This window comes from Pseudomonas fluorescens group sp. PF-69 (assembly GCF_054481235.1).
Genome location: NZ_JBTMNC010000001.1, coordinates 2960007 through 2982023 on the forward strand (window position 1 = coordinate 2960007; position 22017 = coordinate 2982023).

The following is a 22017-nucleotide window of genomic DNA, read 5'->3' on the forward strand; positions in this document are numbered from 1 at the left end:
AACCTGAGGAGTAAGCACTAGAGTATGCGCGCGCAAAACAGGCTTGAGCCTTTCGCACATCGTTGTCGCGTTTATTACGAGGACACCGATGCGGGCGGCATCGTGTATTACGTTAATTACCTCAAGTTTATGGAACGGGCTCGAACCGAGCGGCTACGAGAACTGGGTTTTGCCCAATCGCAGCTGGCAGGGGAGGACCTGTTGTTCGTCGTGCATTCCAGCGAAGCGCGTTACCACGCGCCGGCGCGACTGGACGACGAACTGTTGGTAAGCGCTGAAGTAATTGAATTGAACCGTGCCAGCCTGCGCTTTAAACAGCAGGTCAGGCGGGCTACGGATAATGTGCTGCTCTGCGAGGGGCAGTTTTTGGTGGCCTGTGTGCGCACTAACAGTTTGAAACCCCGGGCCATTCCCGAAGCTCTACGAGCGGCCTTTGCCGACGTGAGCGGCGCGGGTACACACTCAAAGCAGGAGATAAAGCGTGGAAGCTAACGTCGTCGACCATTCCTCCATGTGGAGCCTGGTCAGCAATGCCAGTGTCGTGGTGCAACTGGTAATGCTGATCCTGGTAGCCGCATCGGTGACCTCGTGGATCATGATCTTTCAGCGCAGCAATCTGATACGCGCTGGCCGACGTGCCCTGGAGAGCTTTGAAGAGCGCTTCTGGTCGGGTATCGACCTGTCCAAGCTCTACCGTCAGGCCGGCAGCAACCCGGACCCGGATTCGGGTGTCGAGCAGATCTTCCGCGCCGGTTTCAAAGAGTTCTCCCGTCTGCGTCAGCAACCAGGCGTCGATCCTGAAGCCGTCATGGAAGGCGTGGCTCGTGCCATGCGTGTAGCCATTTCCCGCGAAGAAGAAAAGCTCGAGCAGAGTCTGCCATTCCTGGCCACCGTCGGTTCCGTCAGCCCGTACATCGGCCTGTTCGGTACCGTGTGGGGCATCATGAACTCCTTCCGTGGTCTGGCGACTGCCCAGCAAGCAACGCTGGCGACTGTGGCGCCCGGTATCGCCGAAGCCCTGGTCGCCACCGCGATCGGTCTGTTCGCCGCCATCCCGGCCGTTATCGCTTACAACCGCTTCTCTGCTCGCAGCGAAACACTGCTGAGCCGTTACTACACCTTCGCCGACGAATTCCAGGCGATCCTGCACCGCAAAGTGCACACCAGCGAAGAATAAGCAGGTAATTTCCAATGGCTTTAATCGCTCGAGCTCGACACAAGCGCAAGCCGGTCGCCGAGATGAACGTGGTGCCCTACATCGACGTGATGTTGGTACTGCTGGTCATCTTCATGGTGACCGCGCCGATGCTCAATCAGGGCGTGAAAGTTGATCTGCCCAAGGTTTCCAGTGAGGCCTTGCCGCAGGACAACAACACCCAGGTCCTGACCATTTCGATCAAGGCTGACAAGACCTATTACTGGAATCTTGGCAGCGAAGTCGATACAGAGAAACAGCAGGACAGGGCCATGACCTTGCCTCAAATGACCGATGCGGTGACCAAGATCATTCGCGCCGGTAACGAGGGCGGCAAGCACACCCAGGTCTTCATTCGCGGCGATAAGTCCGTCGATTACGGCTCTGTCATGGGCGCCATGGGCGGATTGCAGAAAGCCGGGGTCGGTAATGTTGGCTTGATTACCGAGGCGCCCTGATGCAACAACAGCGAGAGCCGTCCGCCTCGGAAAGCTACTTCTGGCCTAGTGTCTGGGCGATTGGCTTGCACGTGCTGGTGTTCGGCATGCTGTTTGTCAGTTTCGCCATGACACCGGAACTGCCGCCGGCCAAGCCGATTGTCCAGGCGACCTTGTACCAGCTGAAATCGAAAAGTCGGGCGACCACCCAGACCAATCAGAAGATTGCCGGTGAAGCGCAGAAATCTGCGGCGCGTCAGACCGAAGTCGAACAGATGGAACAGAAGAAGGTCGAGCAGGAAGCGGTGAAGGCTGCGGAACAAAAGAAAGAAGAAGCAGCTCAAAAGGCCGAGGAAGCCAAGAAGGCCGCCGAGTCCAAGAAAGCGGAAGAGGCGAAAAAGGCTGATGAAGCCAAGAAAGCCGACGAAGCGAAGAAGACCGCCGAAGCCAAGAAGGCAGAAGAGAAACAATTGGCTGATATAGCCAAGAAGAAAGCGGAAGAAGAAGCCAAGAAGGCTGCTGAAGAAGAGGCCAAGAAAGCGGCCGCTGAGGAAGCGAAGAAGAAGATCGTCGAAGACGCGAAGAAGAAAGCCGCGGAAGACGCCAAGAAGAAAGCTGAAGCTGAAGAGGCGAAGAAGAAAGTCGCCGAAGAAGCGAAGAAGAAAGCTGCTGCCGATGCTGCGAAGAAGAAAGCGCAGGACGCGGCACGTAAATCCGCCGAGGATAAAAAGGCTCAGGCCCTGGCAGATTTGCTTTCCGACACGCCGCAGCGTCAGCAGGCCTTGGCCGATGAGCAGGGCGACGAAGTCGCCGGCAGTTTCGATGACCTGATTCGGGCTCGTGCAGCGGAAGGCTGGGCTCGTCCACCTTCGGCCCGCAAAGGCATGACGGTCGTGTTGCAAATCGGCATGTTGCCGGACGGTACGGTGACTTCGGTCAGCGTGGCCAAGTCCAGCGGTGACGGTCCATTTGACGCATCGGCTGTAGCGGCGGTGAAGAATATTGGACGTTTGACAGAAATGCAGGGAATGAAGCCGAGCGATTTCGCTCCGTATCGTTCATTCAAGATGACATTCACACCTGAGGATCTAGCCTTGTGAGAAACCTTCTTCGAGGAATGCTGGTCGTTATCTGCTGCATGGCAGGGATGGCGATGGCAGATGAGAAAAACATTCTGGTCACCAGCGGCAGCGATCGGGCTACTCCGATCGCCGTCGTACCATTCGGCAACCAGGGCGGCAGCGTGCTGCCGGACGACATGGCCGAAATCATCGGTAACGACCTGCGTAACTCGGGTTACTACTCGCCGATTCCCAAGCAGAACATGATCAGCCAGCCAAGCCAGGCCAGCGAAATCATCTACCGTGACTTCAAGGCGCTGGGCGCCCAGTACGTCATGGTCGGTAGCATCGTTCCTGCCGGCGGTCGCCTGCAGGTTCAATACGCACTGTTCAACGTCGCCACCGAGCAGCAAGTGCTGACCGGTAGCGTGTCGGGTGGTGTCGATCAACTGCGCGACATGGCGCACTACATCTCCGACCAGTCGTTCGAAAAACTCACCGGTATCAAAGGTGCGTTCTCGACTCGTCTGCTGTACGTGACTGCCGAGCGTTTCTCCGAGAAGAACACTCGCTACACGCTGCAGCGTTCGGACTACGACGGTGCTCGCGCCGTGACGCTGCTGCAATCGCGTGAACCGATCCTGTCGCCGCGTTTCGCACCGGATGGCAAGCGCATCGCCTACGTATCGTTCGAGCAGAAGCGCCCACGCATCTTCATGCAGAACATCGACACCGGCCGCCGTGAGCAGATCACCAACTTCGAAGGCCTGAACGGTGCGCCAGCCTGGTCGCCAGATGGCAATCGCCTGGCATTCGTATTGTCGAAGGATGGTAACCCTGACATCTACGTGATGAACCTGGGTTCGCGTCAGATCAGCCGTGTCACCAATGGTCCCGGCATCAACACCGAACCGTTCTGGGGTAAGGATGGTTCGACCATTTACTTCACTTCCGACCGTGGCGGCAAGCCGCAGATCTACAAAACCAGCGTGGGCGGTGGTGGTGCCGAGCGTGTGACCTTCATCGGTAACTACAACGCCAACCCTAAATTGTCGGCTGACGAAAAGACCCTGGTGATGATTCACCGCCAGGACGGTTTCACCAATTTCAAAGTGGCGGCCCAGGATTTGCAGCGAGGCAGTGTAAAAATCCTCACTGATAGCACTCTGGACGAGTCGCCCACTGTCGCGCCCAACGGCACCATGGTAATCTACGCCACCCGCCAGCAGGGCCGGGGAGTCTTGATGCTCGTGTCTATCAATGGACGCGTAAGGCTCCCGCTTCCTACCGCTCAAGGCGAAGTCAGAGAACCTTCCTGGTCCCCTTACCTGAACTGACGCGGCGCTATACGTTTTACTTAACACACTGGGGTTCATTAGGAGTTTCACGATGGAAATGCTGAAGTTTGGTAAATTTGCTGCGCTGGCTCTGGCCATGGCTGTAGCTGTAGGTTGCTCGTCCAAAGGCGGCGACAACGCCGGTGAAGGCGCTGTTGATCCAAACGCTGGTTATGGCGCCAACACTGGTGCTGTTGACGGTTCCCTGAGCGAAGAAGCTGCTCTGCGCGCAATCACCACCTTCTACTTCGAATACGACAGCTCGGACCTGAAGCCAGAAGCCATGCGCGCTCTGGACGTTCACGCCAAAGACCTGAAAGCAAACGGCGCTCGCGTTGTTCTGGAAGGCAACACCGACGAACGTGGTACTCGTGAGTACAACATGGCACTGGGCGAGCGTCGTGCGAAAGCCGTTCAGCGTTACCTGGTACTGCAAGGTGTTTCCCCAGCTCAGCTGGAACTGGTTTCCTACGGCGAAGAGCGTCCAGTTGCTACCGGCAACGACGAGCAGTCCTGGGCTCAAAACCGTCGCGTCGAACTGCGTAAGTAATTCGTCATGCGAACGTGCCGTCGTGCTGTAACTGTCCTGGCTCTCAGTCTCGCACCGCTTTCGGTGTGGGCTGCGGTTCCTGTGGTCGATAACAACTCCGGTTATAACAATAGCGGGAGCAGTTATCCGCCTGCAGGTTACGGTACGAACGGCGCCTATGCCGGGGGAGGGGTTTCGGCCCCTGTCTCGGCACAGGGCGAGCTGTTCAACCAACTGCAATCGATGCAGCAACAAATCGAGCGTCAGCAAGGCGCGATCGAGGTTCTGCAGAATGATGTAGCGCGCATGAAGCAGGAAAACCTGGAGCGATACCAGGATCTGGATCGGCGCATAGGAACCGGCGCTGCACCGGCCGCGACTCCTGAGAATTCTTCTACCGGTGGCAATTTGAATGCCCCCGTTGCAGCAGCTGGCGCAGCTGCGGGAGCGGCTGCCGCTCAAGCACCCGCCGCGGGTAGCGAACCGGCGGACCCGGCGAAGGAAAAGCTCTATTACGACGCAGCCTTCGACCTGATCAAGGCCAAGGATTTCGACAAGGCCAGTCAGGCTTTTGCCGCGTTCCTGCGTAAATACCCGAACAGCCAATACGCGGGTAATGCCCAGTACTGGTTGGGCGAAGTCAACCTGGCCAAAGGCGACCTGCAAGGCGCAGGTCAGGCATTTGCCAAGGTTTCGCAGCTGTACCCGAAGCACGCCAAGGTGCCTGATTCGCTGTACAAGCTCGCGGACGTAGAGCGCCGACTTGGTCACACCGACCGCGTCAAAGGCATTCTGCAGCAGGTGGTTTCCCAGTATCCGGGCACTTCCGCCGCTCAGCTGGCTCAACGCGATCTGCAGCGCATGTAAGCCTGCTTGACCCGTTTCAAAGAAACCCGCGCTTGTCGCGGGTTTTTTCGTTAGAATTCACCCCCTTTTTCTGAAACACGCTTTTTGGGATCTGCGCATTGCCGGGGTTCCTTGAAGTGCCTGACGGAGGCGGACAGCCTGTTTAGCTGTTACGCCCGTGGCGACTATGCAAGACACATTGAGAATCACCGAAGTTTTCTACTCGTTGCAGGGTGAAACTCGGACCGCCGGCCTGCCCACTGTTTTTGTGCGTCTGACCGGTTGTCCGTTGCGTTGCCAATACTGTGACAGTGCCTACGCCTTCACCGGCGGAACCATCCGCACGCTCGACGATATTCTCGAGCAAGTGGCTGGTTTCCGTCCGCGTTATGTCTGTGTCACCGGCGGCGAGCCTCTGGCACAACCCAATGCCATTCCATTGCTCAAGCGGTTGTGCGATGCCGGTTACGAAGTGTCACTGGAAACCAGTGGTTCTCTCGATATATCGGCGGTAGATTCCCGCGTCAGTCGCGTCGTCGACCTGAAAACGCCAGGTTCGAACGAGGCGCATCGCAACCGTTACGAGAACATTGAGCTGCTCACGCCCAACGATCAGGTGAAGTTCGTCATCTGCTCGCGGGAAGACTATGACTGGTCCGTGTCCAAATTGATCCAGTACGGTCTTGATCGGCGCGCCGGCGAAGTCCTGTTCTCGCCTAGTCACCATGACCTTAATGCTCGGGACCTGGCTGACTGGGTGGTGGCGGACAACCTGCCAGTGCGTCTGCAATTGCAGCTGCATAAATATCTTTGGAACGACGAGCCGGGGCGCTGATATGACAGAACAACTGAACACTGCTGAAAAACGTGCGGTCATCCTGCTTTCCGGAGGTTTGGACTCGGCGACTGTCGTGGCCATGGCCCGCGCCGATGGCTACAGCTGCTACACCATGAGCTTCGACTATGGTCAGCGGCACCGTGCCGAATTGCACGCTGCCGAACGTGTTGCTCGTGATCTGGGTGTGGTCGAGCACAAGGTGATCGGACTGAACCTGAATGGCATTGGCGGGTCAGCATTGACCGACAGCAGCATCGACGTGCCGGAAGCGCCGAGCGAAGGCATTCCGGTGACTTACGTCCCGGCACGCAACACGGTGTTTCTCTCGCTGGCGCTGAGTTGGGCGGAAGTGCTGGGCGCGCGTGACATCTTTATCGGCGTGAACGCAGTCGACTACTCCGGTTACCCGGATTGCCGTCCCGAGTTCGTCGAAGCGTTCGAGCGCATGGCCAATCTGGCTACCAAAGCCGGCGTAGAAGGGCAGGGGTTCCGCATCCAGGCGCCACTGCAAAACCTGAGCAAGGCGCAGATCGTCCAGGCTGGCGTGAAGCTCGGTGTGGACTACAGCCTGACCGTTTCCTGCTATCAGGCTGACGATAATGGCCGTGCCTGCGGCAAGTGCGACAGCTGCCGACTGCGTGCGGAAGGCTTTGCGGCGGCCGGAATCAGCGACCCGACACCTTATTTTTGAATTATTTTAAAAAAGGTGTTGAATAGTCCTTAAAAATCAGTATTATACGCGCCACCACACAGCGGGTCGTTAGCTCAGTTGGTAGAGCAGTTGGCTTTTAACCAATTGGTCGTAGGTTCGAATCCCACACGACCCACCATTTTCAAGCTGTTTTAAAAGTCTGGAAGGCCCACGAAAGTGAGGATTTCCGGATTTTTTTTTGCCCGCGATTTAGGTCCGTCCCGTTCTTGGGCTGCACTGCATGACGCAGGTCAGAATCATCTTTTGCATCCCCGGGATATTCTGTAGCCTTGCCCAGCTTCAACACTGTCCGTGCCTGATGAATACCCACTTTCCCGGCGGTACCCCCTGAAGGGTCCGGAGCCGGGTGTATACTCGACTTTCGCGCGAATGCGCCTGCAGGTCTTGCGAACATGACGCAGATTTCCGAACGCCTTCTGGTTCAAGCCCACCTCGACGCCAAGCAGCCCAAGCCGCTGACCGCCGATGAGGAAGCCTATTACCGTGCCGCCATCGCTGCCGAGCTCAAGGCTCAGGACGCAGTGCTGGTGGCTCACTTCTATTGTGATCCGATCATTCAGGCCCTGGCTGAAGAAACCGGGGGCTGTGTCTCCGACTCGCTGGAGATGGCCCGGTTCGGCAATGCCCATCCGGCCAAGACCGTCGTGGTCGCCGGTGTGAAGTTCATGGGCGAAACCGCCAAGATCCTCAACCCGGAAAAGCGCATCCTGATGCCGACCCTGGAAGCGACTTGTTCGCTGGACCTGGGTTGCCCCGTCGACGAGTTTTCCGCGTTCTGCGATCAGCACCCCGAGCGTACGGTGGTGGTTTATGCCAACACGTCGGCAGCGGTCAAAGCCCGGGCGGATTGGGTGGTGACGTCCAGCTGCGCGCTGGAGATCGTCGAGAGCCTCATGGATAACGGCGAAACGATCATCTGGGGCCCGGACAAGCACCTTGGCACCTACATTCAGCGCCAGACCGGCGCCGACATGCTGCTTTGGGATGGTGCCTGCATCGTTCACGAGGAATTCAAATCCAAGCAGCTCGAAGACATGAAGGCGCTGTATCCCGAGGCGGCGATTCTGGTGCACCCGGAATCGCCGACGTCGGTGATCGAACTGGCGGACGCCGTTGGCTCCACCAGTCAGCTGATCGCGGCGGCGCAGAGCCTGCCGAACAAGACTCTGATTGTCGCCACTGACCGTGGCATCTTCTACAAGATGCAGCAGCTGTGTCCGGACAAGGTCTTTATCGAGGCGCCAACGGCCGGTAACGGCGCGGCATGCCGCAGTTGCGCACATTGCCCATGGATGGCGATGAATACCCTTGAGCGCACGCTGAAGAGCTTGAAGGAGGGGGCGAATGAGATCTTTGTTGATCCTGCGCTGATACCACAGGCGATTCGACCGCTGAAGCGCATGCTCGATTTCACCCAGGCTGCGCGGATGAAACTGGCGGGCAACGCCTGAGATCAATCAGCGAGTAGAAAAAACGGTGGGAGCGAGCCTGCTCGCGATAGCGGACTGTCAGTCACGTGCATGTTGACTGATACGCCGCCATCGCGAGCAGGCTCGCTCCCACAATGATTTGTGCGGTCCGAATTTATTTGGATTTCTTTGGAATCCGCACCAGTTGAGTATTGGAATACATGTCATGCCAACTGCGTTTCTGCTTGTCGAACAGCGACCAGAAAAAACCCAGGCCGACACATAGCAGCGATGCGATGGCCACCACGAAGCGCAACAAAGCTTGCCACAGGCTGATGGATGAGCCGTCGGCATTCTGCACGCGGATGCACCAGACCTGCATCCCCAGCGTCTGCCCAGACCAGGTCCAGAACTTGGCGAAAAAGCCGAACAGTACGAACAGGAGCACTGTCGACAGCAGTGGATCGCCATCCAGTGCGCCGGATTCGGTGAGGGCGCGCATTTTGTCTTCGCCGATGATCGCCATTTGAATCATCTTGTAGATGCCGCTAGTGACTATCAGCAGCGCGGTACACAGCAGGAAGTCGTAGAACATCGCGGCCAGGCGACGACCCAGGCCAGCGACAGGGAAATCGCCCTGAGGAGTAAGCAGGTGTTTCGACATGGCAGGCTCTCGGCGAAAAAAGAAGCCATTTTACGGATTTGCGCGCACAAAAAAGCCCCTGATGTCAGCATCAGGGGCTTTTTCGTTACAGAAAATTAGGCTTCTGCGATGACTTCGTCAGCCTGCATGCCTTTCTGGCCTTGCACAGCGATGAAAGTCACTTTTTGGCCTTCTTTCAGGCTCTTGAAGCCGTTGCCCTGAATAGCGCGGAAATGCACGAACAGATCCGGACCGCTCTCTGGAGTGATAAAACCAAAACCTTTCTCGTCGTTAAACCACTTGACGGTACCGCTCTGACGTTGGGACATTTCTTATTTCCTTTGACGCTAAAATTGATGACAGCCTCCTTCTCATGAAAGAGTACTGGGGCTGGTTGCAGGAGAGTAAGAAGACGTCGAACGGGATGTAGCTAACTTGTAGGCTACTGCCCAGGTCACGATTCCAAGCGACCCATGCAAACACAGTGAACAAACTCTACGCCAACTACGGGAGAAAAAACAAGCCCCCGCAAAGCCCCCGGTTTTCCTCAGTTTGAGCAATTTTCCGGTCGGTTAGTGGGTGCGTTATTCGTTATGCTTGTTCAATTGTTTTCGATCGTTATAAGCAAAGTTCATAATCGAAGCTTAGATTCAAACAGTGCACTATTTTATGGCGGTTGCGTTACACATTAGTGCACTGTTAACGCAACCGCGTTACTTATAGGAACAGTCAATCAGCCGCGATAGTAGCGTTGTGGAACAAATGGCATTTTGCTTACAAGCAAAGGAACCTTTTTCCCACGAACAATCGCCCAAACCGGCGTATCGAGCGCGATATAAGCGCTGTCGAGGTAACCCATCGCCAAAGGACCGCCAAGGGTCGGCCCGAAACCGCCGCTGCAGACGCTGCCGATGATCTCGCCGGCTTCGTTGACGATCTCTGCGCCTTCGCGCACCGGGGTGCGTTCCTGTGGCAGCAGGCCGACACGTTTGCGGCCGACGCCGGTCTGTTGTTGAGCGAATACCGTCTCAGCCCCAGGGAAGCCACCGGCTCGCGCGCCATCGGTACGGCGTGGCTTGGAGATGGCCCACAACAGGCTGGCTTCGATCGGAGTGGTGTCGGTGTTCATGTCGTGGCCGTACAGGCACAGGCCGGCTTCCAGGCGCAGCGAGTCGCGCGCGCCAAGGCCGATGGCTTCGACTTCAGGTTCGGCCAGCAGGGCGCGGGCCAGGGCTTCGGCGTTTTGTGCCGGTACGGAGATTTCGAAGCCGTCTTCACCGGTGTAGCCCGAGCGGCTGACAAAACACTCCACGCCCAAAAGCTTCACTCGAGTGAACTGCATGAATGTCATCTTTGCCACTTCCGGCGCCAGGCGTGCCAGGACAGTGACGGCCGCCGGGCCTTGCAGAGCGAGCAGCGCGCGTTCTTCGAACAGTGGCTCGATGGTGCATTGATCGCCGATGTGCTTGCGCAGGTGCGCCAGGTCCTGATCTTTACAGGCGGCGTTGACCACCAGGAACAACTCGTCGTTACCCAGGTTGGCGACCATCAGGTCGTCGAGGATGCCACCGCTCTCATTGGTGAACATCGCGTAGCGCTGCATGCCCACTGGCAGGTCGATGATGTCCACTGGCACGAGGGTTTCCAGGGCCTTGGCGGCGTTGGCACCGGTCAGGCGGATCTGGCCCATGTGCGACACATCAAACAGGCCGGCCTGGTCGCGGGTGTGTTGGTGTTCTTTCATCACGCCCAGCGGGTATTGCACAGGCATGTCATAGCCCGCGAACGGAACCATGCGTGCGCCGAGCTCGATGTGCAGGGCGTGCAACGGGGTTTTCAACAGTTGTTCGGTGGACATATTCAGCTCCTGAAAAAGTGTGCAGGTGAGTGCACATCAGCACTCGATAATGTTGACCGCGAGACCGCCACGGGCGGTCTCCTTGTATTTGCTTTTCATGTCGGCGCCGGTCTGGCGCATGGTACGAATGACCTTGTCGAGGGAGACGAAATGTTGGCCGTCACCACGCATGGCCATGCGCACGGCATTGATGGCCTTGACCGATCCCATGGCATTGCGCTCGATGCAAGGCACCTGCACCAGTCCGCCAATCGGGTCGCAAGTCAGGCCGAGGTTGTGTTCCATGCCGATTTCAGCGGCGTTCTCCACTTGCTGAACGCTGCCGCCGAGGACTTCGCAAAGCGCGCCGGCCGCCATGGAGCACGCCACGCCCACCTCACCCTGGCAACCGACTTCGGCGCCCGAGATCGAGGCGTTTTCCTTGTACAGGATGCCGATGGCCGCAGCGGTCAGCAGGAAACGCACGACCCCGTCATTGTTCGCGCCGGGAATAAAACGCATGTAGTAATGCAGCACGGCCGGAATGATCCCGGCCGCACCGTTGGTGGGGGCCGTGACCACGCGTCCGCCGTTGGCGTTTTCTTCGTTCACGGCCAGGGCGTAGAGGTTGACCCAGTCCAGCACGGAGAGTGGATCGCGCAAGGCGGACTCGGGGTTGCTGCACAATTGCCGATGCAGCGCTGCCGCACGACGCTTGACCTTCAAGCCGCCAGGCAGGATGCCTTCGTTGCGGCAACCGGCGGCGACACAGTCCTGCATCACTTGCCAGATTTTCAGCAGACCGGCGCGGGTTTCCGCTTCCGGACGCCAGGCGCTTTCGTTGGTCAGCATCACCTCGCTGATCGACAAGCCATAGGTGGTGCAGTGACCGAGCAAGTCCTTGGCACTTTTGAAGAGAAAGGTCAGGGGCGTGGCATCTTCAACGATGCGGTCGGCGCCTGCAGCGTCTTCATCGACGACAAACCCGCCGCCGACCGAGTAGTACTCGCGGCTGCGAATTTGCAGGCCTGCCGCATCGAACGCGCGGAAGATCATGCCGTTAGGGTGATAGGCCAACGGCTTGCGAATCATGGCCAGGTGTTCTTTCTCGTTGAACGCAATGCTGTGTTCGCCGAGCAGGTTCAAGCGTCCGTTGCCGCGAATCTCATGCAGGCGGGCGGTGACGGTTTCTGTGTTTACGGTGTCCGGGTGTTCGCCCTCCAGGCCGAGCAACACAGCCTTGTCGCTGCCGTGGCCCTTGCCGGTGGCACCCAGCGAACCGTAGAGCTCGACCTTGACGCAGGTCGTCGTTGTCAGCAGTCCGTCACGGCGTAAGCCTTCGGCGAAACGCGCGGCGGCACGCATCGGGCCGACGGTATGGGAGCTGGAAGGGCCGATGCCAATCTTGAACAGGTCGAACACGCTTAACGACATGGTTGTTCTCCGGTTTCTTGTTATAGGAATGGACGGAAATTCTGGCTTGATGCATTCCCTGCGGGAGCAGGCTTGCCAGCGATGGCGGTGGGTCAGGCAACAGATACGTAGACTGATCCACCCTCATCGCTGGCAAGCCAGCTCCTACAGGGTTTTGTGGTGTTCTTGAAAGTGGGGGCGGGCAAACCCGCCCCCTCATTCGTTTAAGCGTAGCTTTCGATCGACGGGCAGGCGCAAACCAGGTTGCGGTCGCCGAAGACGTTGTCGACCCGGCCGACCGGTGGCCAGTACTTGCCTTCGATCAGCGACGCTACCGGATAAACCGCCTGCTCCCGGCTATACGGATGCGACCACTCGCCCACCAGCTCCGCCGCGGTGTGCGGGGCGTTTTTCAGTGGGTTGTCGTCCTTGTCCAGGGTGCCGTTTTCCACCGCGCGGATTTCTTCGCGGATGCGGATCATGGCGTCGCAGAAGCGGTCCAGTTCTTCTTTGGATTCGCTTTCGGTTGGCTCGATCATCAGCGTGCCGGCCACCGGGAACGACATGGTCGGGGCGTGGAAGCCGAAGTCGATCAGACGCTTGGCCACATCGTCGACGCTGATGCCGCTGCTGTCTTTCAGCGGACGCAGGTCGAGGATGCACTCGTGCGCCACCAGGCCGTTGCTGCCGGTGTAGAGCACGGGGTAGTGCTCTTCGAGGCGACGGGAAATGTAGTTGGCGTTGAGGATCGCCAGCTGCGAGGCGCGCTTGAGGCCGGCGCCGCCCATCATGCGGATGTACATCCAGGTGATCGGCAGAATGCTCGCGCTGCCGAACGGCGCGGCGCACACCGCGCCTTCTTTGCGCGCCATTTGCGCGTGGCCTGGCAGGAACGGCGCCAGGTGCGATTTCACGCCAATCGGGCCGACGCCCGGGCCGCCACCGCCGTGGGGAATGCAGAAGGTCTTGTGCAGGTTCAGGTGCGAGACGTCGCCGCCGAACTTGCCCGGGGCGCAGAGGCCGACCATGGCGTTCATGTTGGCGCCGTCGATGTACACCTGGCCGCCGTGGTCATGAATGATGCCGCAGATTTCGCGGATGCCTTCCTCGAACACGCCGTGGGTCGACGGGTAGGTGATCATCAGCGCCGCGAGGTGTTCGCGGTGCTCGATGGCCTTGGCGCGCAGGTCTTCGATGTCGACGTTGCCACGGGCATCGCAGGCGGTGACCACCACGCGCATGCCGGCCATGTTGGCGGTGGCCGGGTTGGTGCCGTGGGCCGAGGACGGGATCAGGCAGATGTCGCGGCGGTCTTCGCCACGGCTCTGGTGGTAGGCACGAATGGCCAGCAGGCCGGCGTATTCGCCTTGGGAACCGGCGTTTGGCTGCAGGGAAATCGAATCGTAACCGGTGGCGGCGCAGAGCATCGCTTCCAGTTCATCGGTCAGTTGCTGGTAGCCGGCGCTTTGCTCGGCCGGGGCGAACGGGTGCAGGGCGCCGAACTCGGCCCAGGTCACCGGGATCATTTCGCTGGCGGCGTTGAGTTTCATGGTGCACGAGCCCAGCGGGATCATGGTGCGATCCAGTGCCAGGTCCTTGTCCGCCAGTTTGCGCAGGTAGCGCATCAGCTCGGTTTCCGAGTGATAGCGGTTGAACACCGGGTGGCTGAGGATCGGCGACTGACGCACCAGTGCGGCCGGAATGGTCGCTTGAGTCGAAGCGGCGAGGGCGGTGAAGTCCGGCAGGGTTTTGCCGTTGGACAGCAGGGCCCACAGGGTTTCGACGTCGGCCTGGGTGCTGGTTTCGTCGAGGGACAGGCCCAGACGCTCGGCATCGACTACGCGCAGGTTGATCTGCCGGGCTTGCGCCTGGTCGTGCAGCGCGGCGGTTTGCGCGCCGGTGGCCAGGGTCAGGGTGTCGAAGAAGTGTTCCTGCTCAACGTTCAGGCCCAAAGCGCTCAAGCCCTTGGCCAGGATCGCGGTCAGCTGATGCACGCGGTTGGCAATCTGCGTCAGGCCTTTCGGACCGTGGTACACGGCGTACATGCTGGCGATGTTGGCCAGCAGCACCTGCGCGGTGCAGATGTTGGACGTGGCCTTCTCGCGGCGGATGTGTTGCTCGCGGGTCTGCATCGCCAGGCGCAGCGCCGGCTTGCCGAAACGGTCCACCGAGACACCGACCAGACGGCCCGGCATGTCGCGCTTGAATGCATCCTTGGTGGAGAAGTACGCCGCGTGCGGGCCACCGAAGCCCAGGGGCACGCCGAAGCGTTGGGCGCTGCCGATGGCCACGTCGGCGCCGAATTCGCCCGGCGGGGTCAGCAGGGTCAGGGCCAGCAGGTCGGCGGCCACCGCCACCAGGGCGTTGGCGGCGTGGAAACGTTCGGTCAATGCGCGGTAGTCGAACACATCACCGTTGCTCGCCGGGTATTGCAGCAGGGCGCCGAAGAACGGCGTCACGTCGCTCAGTTCACGCTCGTCGCCGACCACCACCTCGATGCCCAACGGCTCGGCACGGGTACGCAGCACGTCGAGGGTCTGCGGGTGGCAATGCACGGAGGCGAAGAACTGGTGGCTGCCCTTGTTCTTGCTCAGGCGCTTGCAGAAGGTCATGGCTTCGGCGGCGGCGGTGGCTTCGTCGAGCAGCGAGGCGTTGGCGATCGGCAGGCCGGTGAGGTCGCTGATCAGGGTCTGGAAGTTCAGCAGCGCTTCGAGGCGACCCTGGGAAATTTCCGGCTGGTACGGGGTGTAGGCGGTGTACCAGGCCGGGTTCTCCAGCAGATTGCGCAGGATCGGCGACGGCGTGTGCGTGCCGTAGTAACCCTGGCCGATGTAGGTCTTGAACAGCTGGTTCTTGGCCGCGATGCCTTTGATCAGCGCCAGGGCGTCGGCTTCGCTCAGGCCGTCTTCCAGGCCGAGCACGCTGGTGCCCTTGATGCTGTCGGGAATCACGCTGGCGCTCAGGGCTTGCAGCGAGTCGAAGCCGAGGCTGTTGAGCATCGCTTGCTCGTCGCCGGCGCGCGGGCCGATGTGGCGGGCGATGAATTCGTTGGCTGTTGTCAGGCTTACTTGAGTCATGTCAGCGCTCCTCAGGCTTAGGCGTTGGCTTTGATCAGACGGTCATAGGCGTCCTGATCCAGCAGTTGGGCAACAGCCGAGGCGTCATTTGGCTTGAAGCGGAAGAACCAGCCTTCACCCAGCGGATCTTCGTTGACCAGCTCAGGGCTGCTGTCCAGCGCAGGGTTCACTTCCAGCACTTCACCGTCCAGTGGCATGTACACGCCGCTGGCGGCTTTGACCGATTCCACGGTGGCGGCTTCAGCGCCTTTGTCGTAGGACTGCAGCTCAGGCAGTTGTACGAAAACCACGTCGCCCAATGCGTCCTGCGCGAAAACGGTGATGCCGACAGTAACCGTGCCGTCAGCTTCGGTGCGCAGCCATTCGTGATCTTCAGTAAAACGCAACTCGCTCATGGAAACTCCTAAGGGGGCCAGACTCGTCTGGTGGACGCTATTGAATGCTTGGGCAATGCCCTGATTTATGAAGGGTTACTAAGCAAAAACGCGGCCAATGTTGATTTCTTGTTATTAATCAATTGTTTATGGGTATTTCGAGAGGCGCGGACAACGTTGACTGTAGCGAAATCGCTACGGTTGGGCACAAAGAAAAAAGCCTAGAGGGATCAAAGCCTTGCACGGCGCTGGTTGGGGGTGAGTGTAGCGATATCGTTACGCTGTAGCGCTTTCAGTACAGATGAAGGTCGCTTTTAGAGTGATTTTTTGCTGGACACGAAACCCGTGGGAGCGCGCTTGCTCCCACGGGATATGCGGTGATTCAGGCGTGGGCGGCGTCAGGGCTTGTTGGGAATGCCGTACTTGCGCAAACGGTGGGCAATCGCGGTGTGGGAGGTTTGCAGGCGACTGGCCAATTGCCGGGTCGAGGGGTAGCTGACGTAGAGTTTTTCCAGCAGGTCTTTTTCGAACGCCTCCATCGCCTGTTCCAGGCTGTCGACTTCATGGTCGCTTTGGCGCGCCACCGACGTGCCGGCGATGTCGAGGTCGCCGATGTCCACCAGGCTGCTTTCGCATATGGCGGCGGCGCGGAAGATCACGTTTTGCAGTTGCCTGACGTTACCCGGCCAGCGATTACCCAGTAGCGCCGGATAGGTGCCCGGCGCCAGGCGACAGACCGGACGCTGGATCTGTGCGCATGCCTGCTGCATGAAATAGCGGGCCAGCAGCAGAATGTCCTGACCGCGCTCGCGCAGGGGCGGGACTTCGACATTGAGCACATTGAGTCGATAGAACAGGTCTTCACGGAACAGGCCTTCGCTGACCATTTTTTCCAGGTCGCGGTGGGTCGCACTGAGGATCCGCACGTTGACCTTCACCTCCCGATCACCGCCGACCCGCCGGAAACTGCCGTCGTTGAGGAAGCGCAGCAACTTGGCTTGCAGGTAGGGCGACATCTCACCGATTTCATCAAGAAACACCGTGCCCTGGTTCGCCAGTTCCATCAGCCCCGGTTTACCGCCCCGTTGCGCACCGGTAAACGCGCCGGGGGCATAGCCGAACAGTTCGCTTTCGGCGAGGTTCTCCGGCAATGCAGCACAGTTCAATGCCAGAAACGGAGCGTTGTGTCGCGCACTGATGGCGTGGCAAGCCCGGGCCACCAATTCCTTGCCGGTGCCGGTTTCGCCCTGGATCAGCAGAGGCGCATCGAGGGCTGCCACCCGTTGTGCGCGAACCTTGAGCGTGCGAATCGCCGGCGACTCGCCCAGCAGCGCATCGAAGCCTTCGGCATGATCGTGATGCAGCGCCGACAGGCGTTCGCCGATGCGGTTCGGTTGATACAGGGTCAGCAGCGCGCCAGCGTCAGTGATGGGCGTGGCGTCCAGCAGTAATGTCTGCCCGTTGACGGTAATTTCCCGCAGTGGCAACCGGAAACCGTATTCGAGCAATGTATCGAGCAGGGCCGGGTCGCCGAACAGGTCGGCGACGCTTTCGCCGGCCGGCTCGCGACCGTACAGGGCAATCAGGGCCGGGTTGGCCAGCAACACCTTGCCGGCACTGTCCAGCGCCAGCACCGGATCGGTCATGGCCGCGAGCAGCGCGTCGAGCTGCAAGTGCCGACGCTGGCCGGGCAGGATGTCGACCACCGTCACCGCTTGCACCCCACGCACGCTGAACAGCGCATCACGCAGCTCTTCGAGGACTTCCGCGCTCAGGGTCGGGGCGTCGATATAAACGTTGGGCGGCACCATTTCCACCGCATCCAGATTGAGATTGCGCCCACCGAGCAAGGCCAGGACTTCCTGGGTGATACCGACGCGGTCGATGAAGCTGACGTGGATACGCATGGGACGCTAATGAATTCTGGACGGCGAGGGGGGGCAAGTATGCCTTGGCGCGGGCCAATGGTGAAATCCCGCGCACAATTTATGGGTAATGACAAACCTTGTGCGAGCCTGCTCGTGAAGGCTATCTGACCGTCACCACCACTGCGCGCGGTGGGAACCCAATTCAGAGGCCGCGATCGTCCACTGCAGGGGGGTACCGGTGATCTTCAATGGAACCTGCAGCCGATGCGCCGGCCCCCAGGTGGTCTGCTCGAGCACAAGTCCCTGATCGCCTTCGTCCTCTGCGCGCAATAACGCTTCGGTCCCGGGTCCATTGTCGATCAGCAACTTTGCCGTGCGCGCCAGTGACAGCCGCGCCGATCCACCACGGCCGTTGCTCAAGCGTTCAGCCAGCAGCTTGATCACACTGGCCGCCATCAGGTAGCCGGTGGCGTGATCCAGCGCTTGCAGTGGTAAAGGTGTCGGCTTGTCCGCGCACTTCCAGCGCATGCCGGCCTCGGCAATGCCGCTGCTCATTTGCACCAGGCTGTCGAAGCCTCGACGGTTTTGCCACGGGCCACTCCAGCCGTAGGCGTTCAGGCAGACATCGATCAGGCCGGGGGCGAGTTTTTGCCGTTCGACGATGCCGTATCCCAGCCCTTCGAGCGCATCGGCGCGGTAGCCGTGGAGCAGAATATCGGCATCCTTGAGCAGCTTTTCGAACACGCTGCGATCAGCCTTGTCGTGCAGATCGAGGCGCGCGCAACGTTTGCCCAAGGTCATTTCCGGCACCACGCCGGGTTCGTTCCAGGTCGGTGGATCGATACGCAAGACGTCGGCGCCGAGGCCGGCCAGAAAACGGCTGGCAACAGGGCCGGCGAGCACACGGGTCAAGTCCAGCACTTTGATCCCGGCCAAGGGCTGTGCCACCGAACCTCGCCACGGTTTGCCCTCGTGGTTGCCGTGACGGTCGAACTGGATGAGCGGTTCTGCATTGACTGCCATGCCTTGCGGGTGAGACTGCCACTGCGCCCACGTACGCATTTCGGCGGCACAACCTCCGGCATCGACCACCGCCTGCTCCAGGTCGCCCTTGGCCCATTGCGCCACTTTGCTCGCCATCGCGGATCGATCGGCACAGGCACCAAGCACGGTTTCGGCGGCGGCGCGGTGATGGGGAGCATTGGTGTGCAGGCGAATCCAGCCGTCCCGGGTGGCATAGTCACCGGCGATGGGGTCCCACAGCGGTGGCACACTCCAGCCCACCGGGCGGATCGAGGAGGAGAACCAGAACGAGGCTAAGCGGCGATCGACTTCAACCCCGGGCAAGCGACCGGTTTGCTGGTGCAGCAATTCACTGACGGCCTGGCCGGCGGCGGCGATGCTGGCGCACGCCAGGTCTGTGACGGCAAAGGCCGAGGGCAGGGCGCCACTGGCGGTGAATGAAACCTGGGTGCGGGGCAAGCCGAGTGCGGCTTGAATGGACGTGAGTAGATCAGTCATCGAAGGCCCTCCGGAGCGAGAGCCCGAGCATAGAACAAATAGGGGGCAGGCCGGATGAAATCCTGTGGGAGCGAGCTTGCTCGCTCCCAGCGGGGGGGCTCTATACGCGGAACTGATCCATCAGTTTCATCTGGTGGGTGGTCAGGTTGTTCAGCTGGCTGCTGATCTGCGCCGATTCATTGGCCTGCCCGGTCAAGGTTTCGGTGACGGTGCGGATCGCCGAGACGTTGCGATTGACCTCTTCGGCCACGGCGCTTTGCTGTTCGGCGGCGCTGGCGATCTGCAGGTTCATGTCGCTGATCACGGTGACCGCGTCGCTGATCTTGCTCAGTGCCTGCACGGCTTGCTGGATCTGCCCGGCATTGCTGTGCGCCTGGGTCTGGCTCGAATGCATGGTGGCGACCACACCGCGGGTGCCGCTCTGGATACGTTCGATCACCAGGCGAATTTCTTCCACCGAGTCCTGGGTGCGTTTGGCCAGGTTGCGCACTTCGTCGGCGACCACGGCAAAACCGCGACCGCTTTCGCCGGCCCGGGCGGCTTCAATCGCGGCGTTGAGCGCCAGCAGGTTGGTTTGTTCGGCGATGCTGCGGATCACTTCCAGCACCGATCCGATTTGCTCGCTGTTCACCGCCAGGGCTTCCACTTCAGTCACGGCCTTGCTGACTTCGTCGGCCAGTTGATTGATGTCGCGGGTGCTGCGCTCGATGATCTGCATGCCATCGCGGGCCGATTGGTCGGCGCCCTTGGCCGCATTCGCCGCGTTCGATGCGCTGTTGGCAACGTCGTGGGCCGTGGCGCTCATTTCGTTGGAGGCGGTGGCGACCTGGTCGACTTCGCGGAACTGCACCAGCATGCCTTCACTGGTCTGGCGGGCGATTTCCGCAGACTGATCGGCGGTGCCGCGAGCATCGGTAATGCTCTGCTTGATCTGCGCGATGGTCGGTTGCAGCTTGTCGAGGAAGCGGTTGAACCAGCTGACCAGTTCACCCAGCTCATCCTTCTTGCTGTAGTGCAGGCGTTGGGTCAGGTCGCCGTCGCCGCTGGCAATCGCCTTGAGCATCTGGGCCACGCTATTGATCGGCCGGGTGACACCCGAAGCCGTCAGCCAGATCAACAGCAAGCCGATCAGGCCGGCAATGATCGCCACGCCAATGGCTTTGATCGTGCCGCTTTGCTGGGCGTCATCGAGCACCGCTTGCAGCTTCACCGAGTCGGCCAGCAACACTTGTTTGGGCAAATCGATCACCACGCCCCAGGCCTTGGCGTCAGGGATCGGGCTGACCGGGTAAACCGCACGGATCAGGTCGCCTTGCTGGAGAATTTTCGGAGCGCCACCGCTGAGCAATTGCAGAATGTCCTTGCCGTCGGCGCCCAGGGTGTCGTCGATGCTTTTGCCGACTTTGGCAGCATCGATGCTGTAGGCCGCCACCACGCCAGTACCGGAGGTGATCAGCATGTGCCCGGCACTATTGAACAGGTCACGCTGGGAGTCGACAGCCGCTGCTTGCAGGGTGTTGAGGGCGATGTCGATGCCCACCACGCCGATGGATTTGCCATCCACCAGCAGCGGTACGGAAACGGTGGTCATTAACACCTCCTTGCCACCAATGGTATCGGCGTACGGGTCGAGCAGGCAGGCGCGCTTGTTGTCCCGGGGGCAGGTGTACCAGATGTTATACGGCGTGCCGCTGAGGGTCAGGGTGGTCTTGTTCATGTCCGTTTCGAGCAAGACCGTGTTGAGCGATTCTCCCCCGGCACGGCTCCAGTAGGTGGCAAAACGTCCGACTTCGTTGGACTGGTGAGTGGCGTCATTGGCGAACTCGCTGTCCTTGCCATCCAGGCCGTTGGGTTCGAACGCGATCCAGATCCCCAGCACTTTGCTGTTGCGCTCGAACGCGGTTTTCAGGCTCTGGTTCAGTTCTTCTCGCAGGGCACCGGGCTCCAGGGAGCGCTTGGCGGCCAGGTTGCGCATGTCCTTGACCTGATCGGCCAGGGCGGTCACCACCGTCAGGGTCTCGCCAAATGCCTTCTGCACCCGCACCGCTTGCTCGGCAGCCTTGGCCTGCAGCAAATCCTGCACGCTGTTGGTGAGCATCTGGCTGCTGGAGGAACTGACCAGCGCATTGTTCTGATCGGTCTGGTAGACGTTCATGCCCTCGATCAGCGCGACCACGCCAAGCAGGCACAGACCGGAGAGCAGGACAATTTTCAGGCGGATGGACAGTGAGTCGAACATAGGGCGAACTCGCGAATGGATGAGGTGTTGGCTTTGAGTCCGGGCCGACTCGATTCGCCAAATCCATTCAGCGTATTCAATCCACATCGGCGAGGGGTGGTCATTGCATGAGGGTGATTCCGACGAACGGTAGCTGCTAAACGTTTGCGCGGGAAAATGTACCGAAAATCGTATAAAAAACAGGAAAAACAGCGGTTTGATTCAGGAAGATTTCGGCAGTGTTTCGGGGCGCGACCAGATCCACACATTGCCCAGGCCCATGCCCGCCATCGCCAGGTAGATCGGCCAGCCATGATCGAGCATCACCAGCATCAGCGTGGCACACAGCAGCATGCTGACGGTGGCGCTGACCTTGGCCCGGCGCGCGATGATTTTGCCGTTGCGCCAGTGAATGAGAATGGGGCCGAACAGCCGATGGTTTTCCAGCCAGGCGCTCAAGCGTGGCGAGCTTCTGGTCGCCGCCCAGGCGGCCAGCAGGATGAACTCGGTGGTTGGCAGGCCGGGTACGACAATGGCGATCAGGCCGATACCCAGGCTGACGCAGGCCAGCAGGCCGAACAGCAGACGGGTGAGTTTTGATGAGGACGGCATATTCTCAGAGGGGCGCGTGTGAGGCGGATCGGGATTTTACAGGCTGACTCGGTCCCTTGTGGGAGCGGGCTTGCCCGCGATAGCAGTCTT

General features: G+C 59.9%; 20 protein-coding genes, 1 tRNA gene and 1 pseudogene. 11 read left to right on the forward strand and 11 right to left on the reverse strand.

The window, feature by feature from the left end; genetic code table 11:
• The first annotated feature begins 24 nt into the window (after positions 1–24).
• The 11 genes from ybgC to nadA all read left to right on the forward strand — a co-directional run bounded on the left by ybgC (position 25) and on the right by nadA (position 8406).
• Entirely contained in the window at positions 25–492 is a 468-nt protein-coding gene (gene ybgC, locus ACX3YF_RS13720) for a tol-pal system-associated acyl-CoA thioesterase (protein ID WP_458973822.1), read from the forward strand.
• Positions 482–1177 carry a protein TolQ gene (tolQ, locus tag ACX3YF_RS13725; protein WP_047532507.1) on the forward strand — a complete coding sequence of 232 codons (696 nt, stop codon included), beginning with the start codon at positions 482–484 and terminating at the stop codon, positions 1175–1177. Before ybgC ends, tolQ begins: the two co-directional genes overlap by 11 nt.
• Before the next feature lie 23 nt (positions 1178–1200).
• Positions 1201–1653 carry a protein TolR gene (tolR, locus tag ACX3YF_RS13730; RefSeq protein WP_161793955.1) on the forward strand — a complete coding sequence of 151 codons (453 nt, stop codon included), beginning with the start codon at positions 1201–1203 and terminating at the stop codon, positions 1651–1653.
• A complete protein-coding gene (tolA, locus tag ACX3YF_RS13735; protein ID WP_047532505.1) occupies positions 1653–2732 on the forward strand; it encodes a cell envelope integrity protein TolA in 1080 nt (359 codons plus the stop codon). The genes tolR and tolA overlap by 1 nt, the downstream gene beginning before the upstream one ends.
• Before the next feature lie 17 nt (positions 2733–2749).
• Positions 2750–4030 carry a Tol-Pal system beta propeller repeat protein TolB gene (gene tolB, locus ACX3YF_RS13740; RefSeq protein WP_458974838.1) on the forward strand — a complete coding sequence of 427 codons (1281 nt, stop codon included), beginning with the start codon at positions 2750–2752 and terminating at the stop codon, positions 4028–4030.
• A 52-nt stretch (positions 4031–4082) separates the two neighbouring features.
• Positions 4083–4580: a peptidoglycan-associated lipoprotein Pal gene (gene pal, locus ACX3YF_RS13745; protein ID WP_003178634.1), complete on the forward strand. Its 498-nt coding sequence runs from the start codon at positions 4083–4085 to the stop codon at positions 4578–4580.
• A gap of 6 nt (positions 4581–4586) precedes the next feature.
• Positions 4587–5426 (forward strand): tol-pal system protein YbgF, encoded by an 840-nt coding sequence (gene ybgF / locus ACX3YF_RS13750; RefSeq protein WP_196585543.1) that lies wholly within the window; start codon positions 4587–4589, stop codon positions 5424–5426.
• A 166-nt stretch (positions 5427–5592) separates the two neighbouring features.
• Positions 5593–6240, forward strand: a complete 648-nt coding sequence (gene queE, locus ACX3YF_RS13755; RefSeq protein ID WP_047532495.1) for a 7-carboxy-7-deazaguanine synthase QueE — start codon at positions 5593–5595, stop codon at positions 6238–6240.
• A 1-nt stretch (position 6241) separates the two neighbouring features.
• Complete coding sequence (gene queC, locus ACX3YF_RS13760; protein ID WP_458973823.1) at positions 6242–6934, forward strand: 7-cyano-7-deazaguanine synthase QueC; 693 nt, start codon at positions 6242–6244, stop codon at positions 6932–6934.
• A 63-nt stretch (positions 6935–6997) separates the two neighbouring features.
• Positions 6998–7073, forward strand: a tRNA-Lys gene (locus ACX3YF_RS13765).
• Between the two features lie 274 nt (positions 7074–7347).
• Positions 7348–8406: a quinolinate synthase NadA gene (gene nadA / locus ACX3YF_RS13770; RefSeq protein ID WP_458944389.1), complete on the forward strand. Its 1059-nt coding sequence runs from the start codon at positions 7348–7350 to the stop codon at positions 8404–8406.
• A 133-nt stretch (positions 8407–8539) separates the two neighbouring features.
• Here the strand turns inward: nadA and ACX3YF_RS13775 are convergent, their stop codons facing one another.
• The 11 genes and pseudogenes from ACX3YF_RS13775 to ACX3YF_RS13825 form a co-directional block, all read right to left on the reverse strand.
• Entirely contained in the window at positions 8540–9028 is a 489-nt protein-coding gene (locus ACX3YF_RS13775) for an RDD family protein (protein ID WP_130204611.1), read from the reverse strand.
• Between the two features lie 95 nt (positions 9029–9123).
• On the reverse strand, positions 9124–9336 hold the full coding sequence (locus tag ACX3YF_RS13780) for a cold-shock protein (RefSeq protein ID WP_010220199.1): 213 nt from the start codon (positions 9334–9336) through the stop codon (positions 9124–9126).
• Between the two features lie 404 nt (positions 9337–9740).
• A complete protein-coding gene (gene gcvT, locus ACX3YF_RS13785; RefSeq protein ID WP_458973824.1) occupies positions 9741–10865 on the reverse strand; it encodes a glycine cleavage system aminomethyltransferase GcvT in 1125 nt (374 codons plus the stop codon).
• A 36-nt stretch (positions 10866–10901) separates the two neighbouring features.
• Positions 10902–12278, reverse strand: coding sequence for an L-serine ammonia-lyase (locus ACX3YF_RS13790; protein WP_458973825.1), 1377 nt, complete (start codon positions 12276–12278; stop codon positions 10902–10904).
• Positions 12279–12481: 203 nt separating this feature from the next.
• Entirely contained in the window at positions 12482–15334 is a 2853-nt protein-coding gene (gene gcvP, locus ACX3YF_RS13795) for an aminomethyl-transferring glycine dehydrogenase (protein WP_458973826.1), read from the reverse strand.
• A gap of 17 nt (positions 15335–15351) precedes the next feature.
• A complete protein-coding gene (gene gcvH, locus ACX3YF_RS13800; RefSeq protein WP_103406735.1) occupies positions 15352–15729 on the reverse strand; it encodes a glycine cleavage system protein GcvH in 378 nt (125 codons plus the stop codon).
• Between the two features lie 377 nt (positions 15730–16106).
• Positions 16107–17615: a sigma-54-dependent transcriptional regulator gene (locus ACX3YF_RS13805; RefSeq protein WP_130211546.1), complete on the reverse strand. Its 1509-nt coding sequence runs from the start codon at positions 17613–17615 to the stop codon at positions 16107–16109.
• Positions 17616–17747: 132 nt separating this feature from the next.
• Positions 17748–19097 carry a CoA transferase gene (locus tag ACX3YF_RS13810; protein ID WP_458973827.1) on the reverse strand — a complete coding sequence of 450 codons (1350 nt, stop codon included), beginning with the start codon at positions 19095–19097 and terminating at the stop codon, positions 17748–17750.
• Between the two features lie 100 nt (positions 19098–19197).
• Positions 19198–19953 (reverse strand): methyl-accepting chemotaxis protein, encoded by a 756-nt coding sequence (locus ACX3YF_RS13815; protein ID WP_448647743.1) that lies wholly within the window; start codon positions 19951–19953, stop codon positions 19198–19200.
• 102 nt (positions 19954–20055) lie between these two features.
• Positions 20056–21423: pseudogene (locus tag ACX3YF_RS13820) on the reverse strand (methyl-accepting chemotaxis protein); the annotation flags it as partial.
• 114 nt (positions 21424–21537) lie between these two features.
• Positions 21538–21927: a YbaN family protein gene (locus tag ACX3YF_RS13825; protein WP_449106178.1), complete on the reverse strand. Its 390-nt coding sequence runs from the start codon at positions 21925–21927 to the stop codon at positions 21538–21540.
• Between the last annotated feature and the right edge of the window lie 90 nt (positions 21928–22017).

Excerpts from the sequence above, each read along its gene's own strand:
- ACX3YF_RS13790 (WP_458973825.1), bottom strand. The coding sequence starts at position 12,278 with ATGTCGTTAAGCGTGTTCGACCTGTTCAAGATTGGCATCGGCCCTTCC.
- ACX3YF_RS13805 (WP_130211546.1), bottom strand. The coding sequence starts at position 17,615 with ATGCGTATCCACGTCAGCTTCATCGACCGCGTCGGTATCACCCAGGAA.
- gcvT (WP_458973824.1), bottom strand. The coding sequence starts at position 10,865 with ATGTCCACCGAACAACTGTTGAAAACCCCGTTGCACGCCCTGCACATC.
- ACX3YF_RS13825 (WP_449106178.1), bottom strand. The coding sequence starts at position 21,927 with ATGCCGTCCTCATCAAAACTCACCCGTCTGCTGTTCGGCCTGCTGGCC.
- ACX3YF_RS13775 (WP_130204611.1), bottom strand. The coding sequence starts at position 9,028 with ATGTCGAAACACCTGCTTACTCCTCAGGGCGATTTCCCTGTCGCTGGC.
- tolA (WP_047532505.1), top strand. The coding sequence starts at position 1,653 with ATGCAACAACAGCGAGAGCCGTCCGCCTCGGAAAGCTACTTCTGGCCT.
- queE (WP_047532495.1), top strand. The coding sequence starts at position 5,593 with ATGCAAGACACATTGAGAATCACCGAAGTTTTCTACTCGTTGCAGGGT.
- ACX3YF_RS13810 (WP_458973827.1), bottom strand. The coding sequence starts at position 19,097 with ATGACTGATCTACTCACGTCCATTCAAGCCGCACTCGGCTTGCCCCGC.
- queC (WP_458973823.1), top strand. The coding sequence starts at position 6,242 with ATGACAGAACAACTGAACACTGCTGAAAAACGTGCGGTCATCCTGCTT.
- pal (WP_003178634.1), top strand. The coding sequence starts at position 4,083 with ATGGAAATGCTGAAGTTTGGTAAATTTGCTGCGCTGGCTCTGGCCATG.
- ACX3YF_RS13780 (WP_010220199.1), bottom strand. The coding sequence starts at position 9,336 with ATGTCCCAACGTCAGAGCGGTACCGTCAAGTGGTTTAACGACGAGAAA.
- tolB (WP_458974838.1), top strand. The coding sequence starts at position 2,750 with ATGCTGGTCGTTATCTGCTGCATGGCAGGGATGGCGATGGCAGATGAG.
- ybgF (WP_196585543.1), top strand. The coding sequence starts at position 4,587 with ATGCGAACGTGCCGTCGTGCTGTAACTGTCCTGGCTCTCAGTCTCGCA.
- gcvH (WP_103406735.1), bottom strand. The coding sequence starts at position 15,729 with ATGAGCGAGTTGCGTTTTACTGAAGATCACGAATGGCTGCGCACCGAA.
- ACX3YF_RS13815 (WP_448647743.1), bottom strand. The coding sequence starts at position 19,953 with ATGCTGGTGCAGTTCCGCGAAGTCGACCAGGTCGCCACCGCCTCCAAC.
- nadA (WP_458944389.1), top strand. The coding sequence starts at position 7,348 with ATGACGCAGATTTCCGAACGCCTTCTGGTTCAAGCCCACCTCGACGCC.
- gcvP (WP_458973826.1), bottom strand. The coding sequence starts at position 15,334 with ATGACTCAAGTAAGCCTGACAACAGCCAACGAATTCATCGCCCGCCAC.
- ybgC (WP_458973822.1), top strand. The coding sequence starts at position 25 with ATGCGCGCGCAAAACAGGCTTGAGCCTTTCGCACATCGTTGTCGCGTT.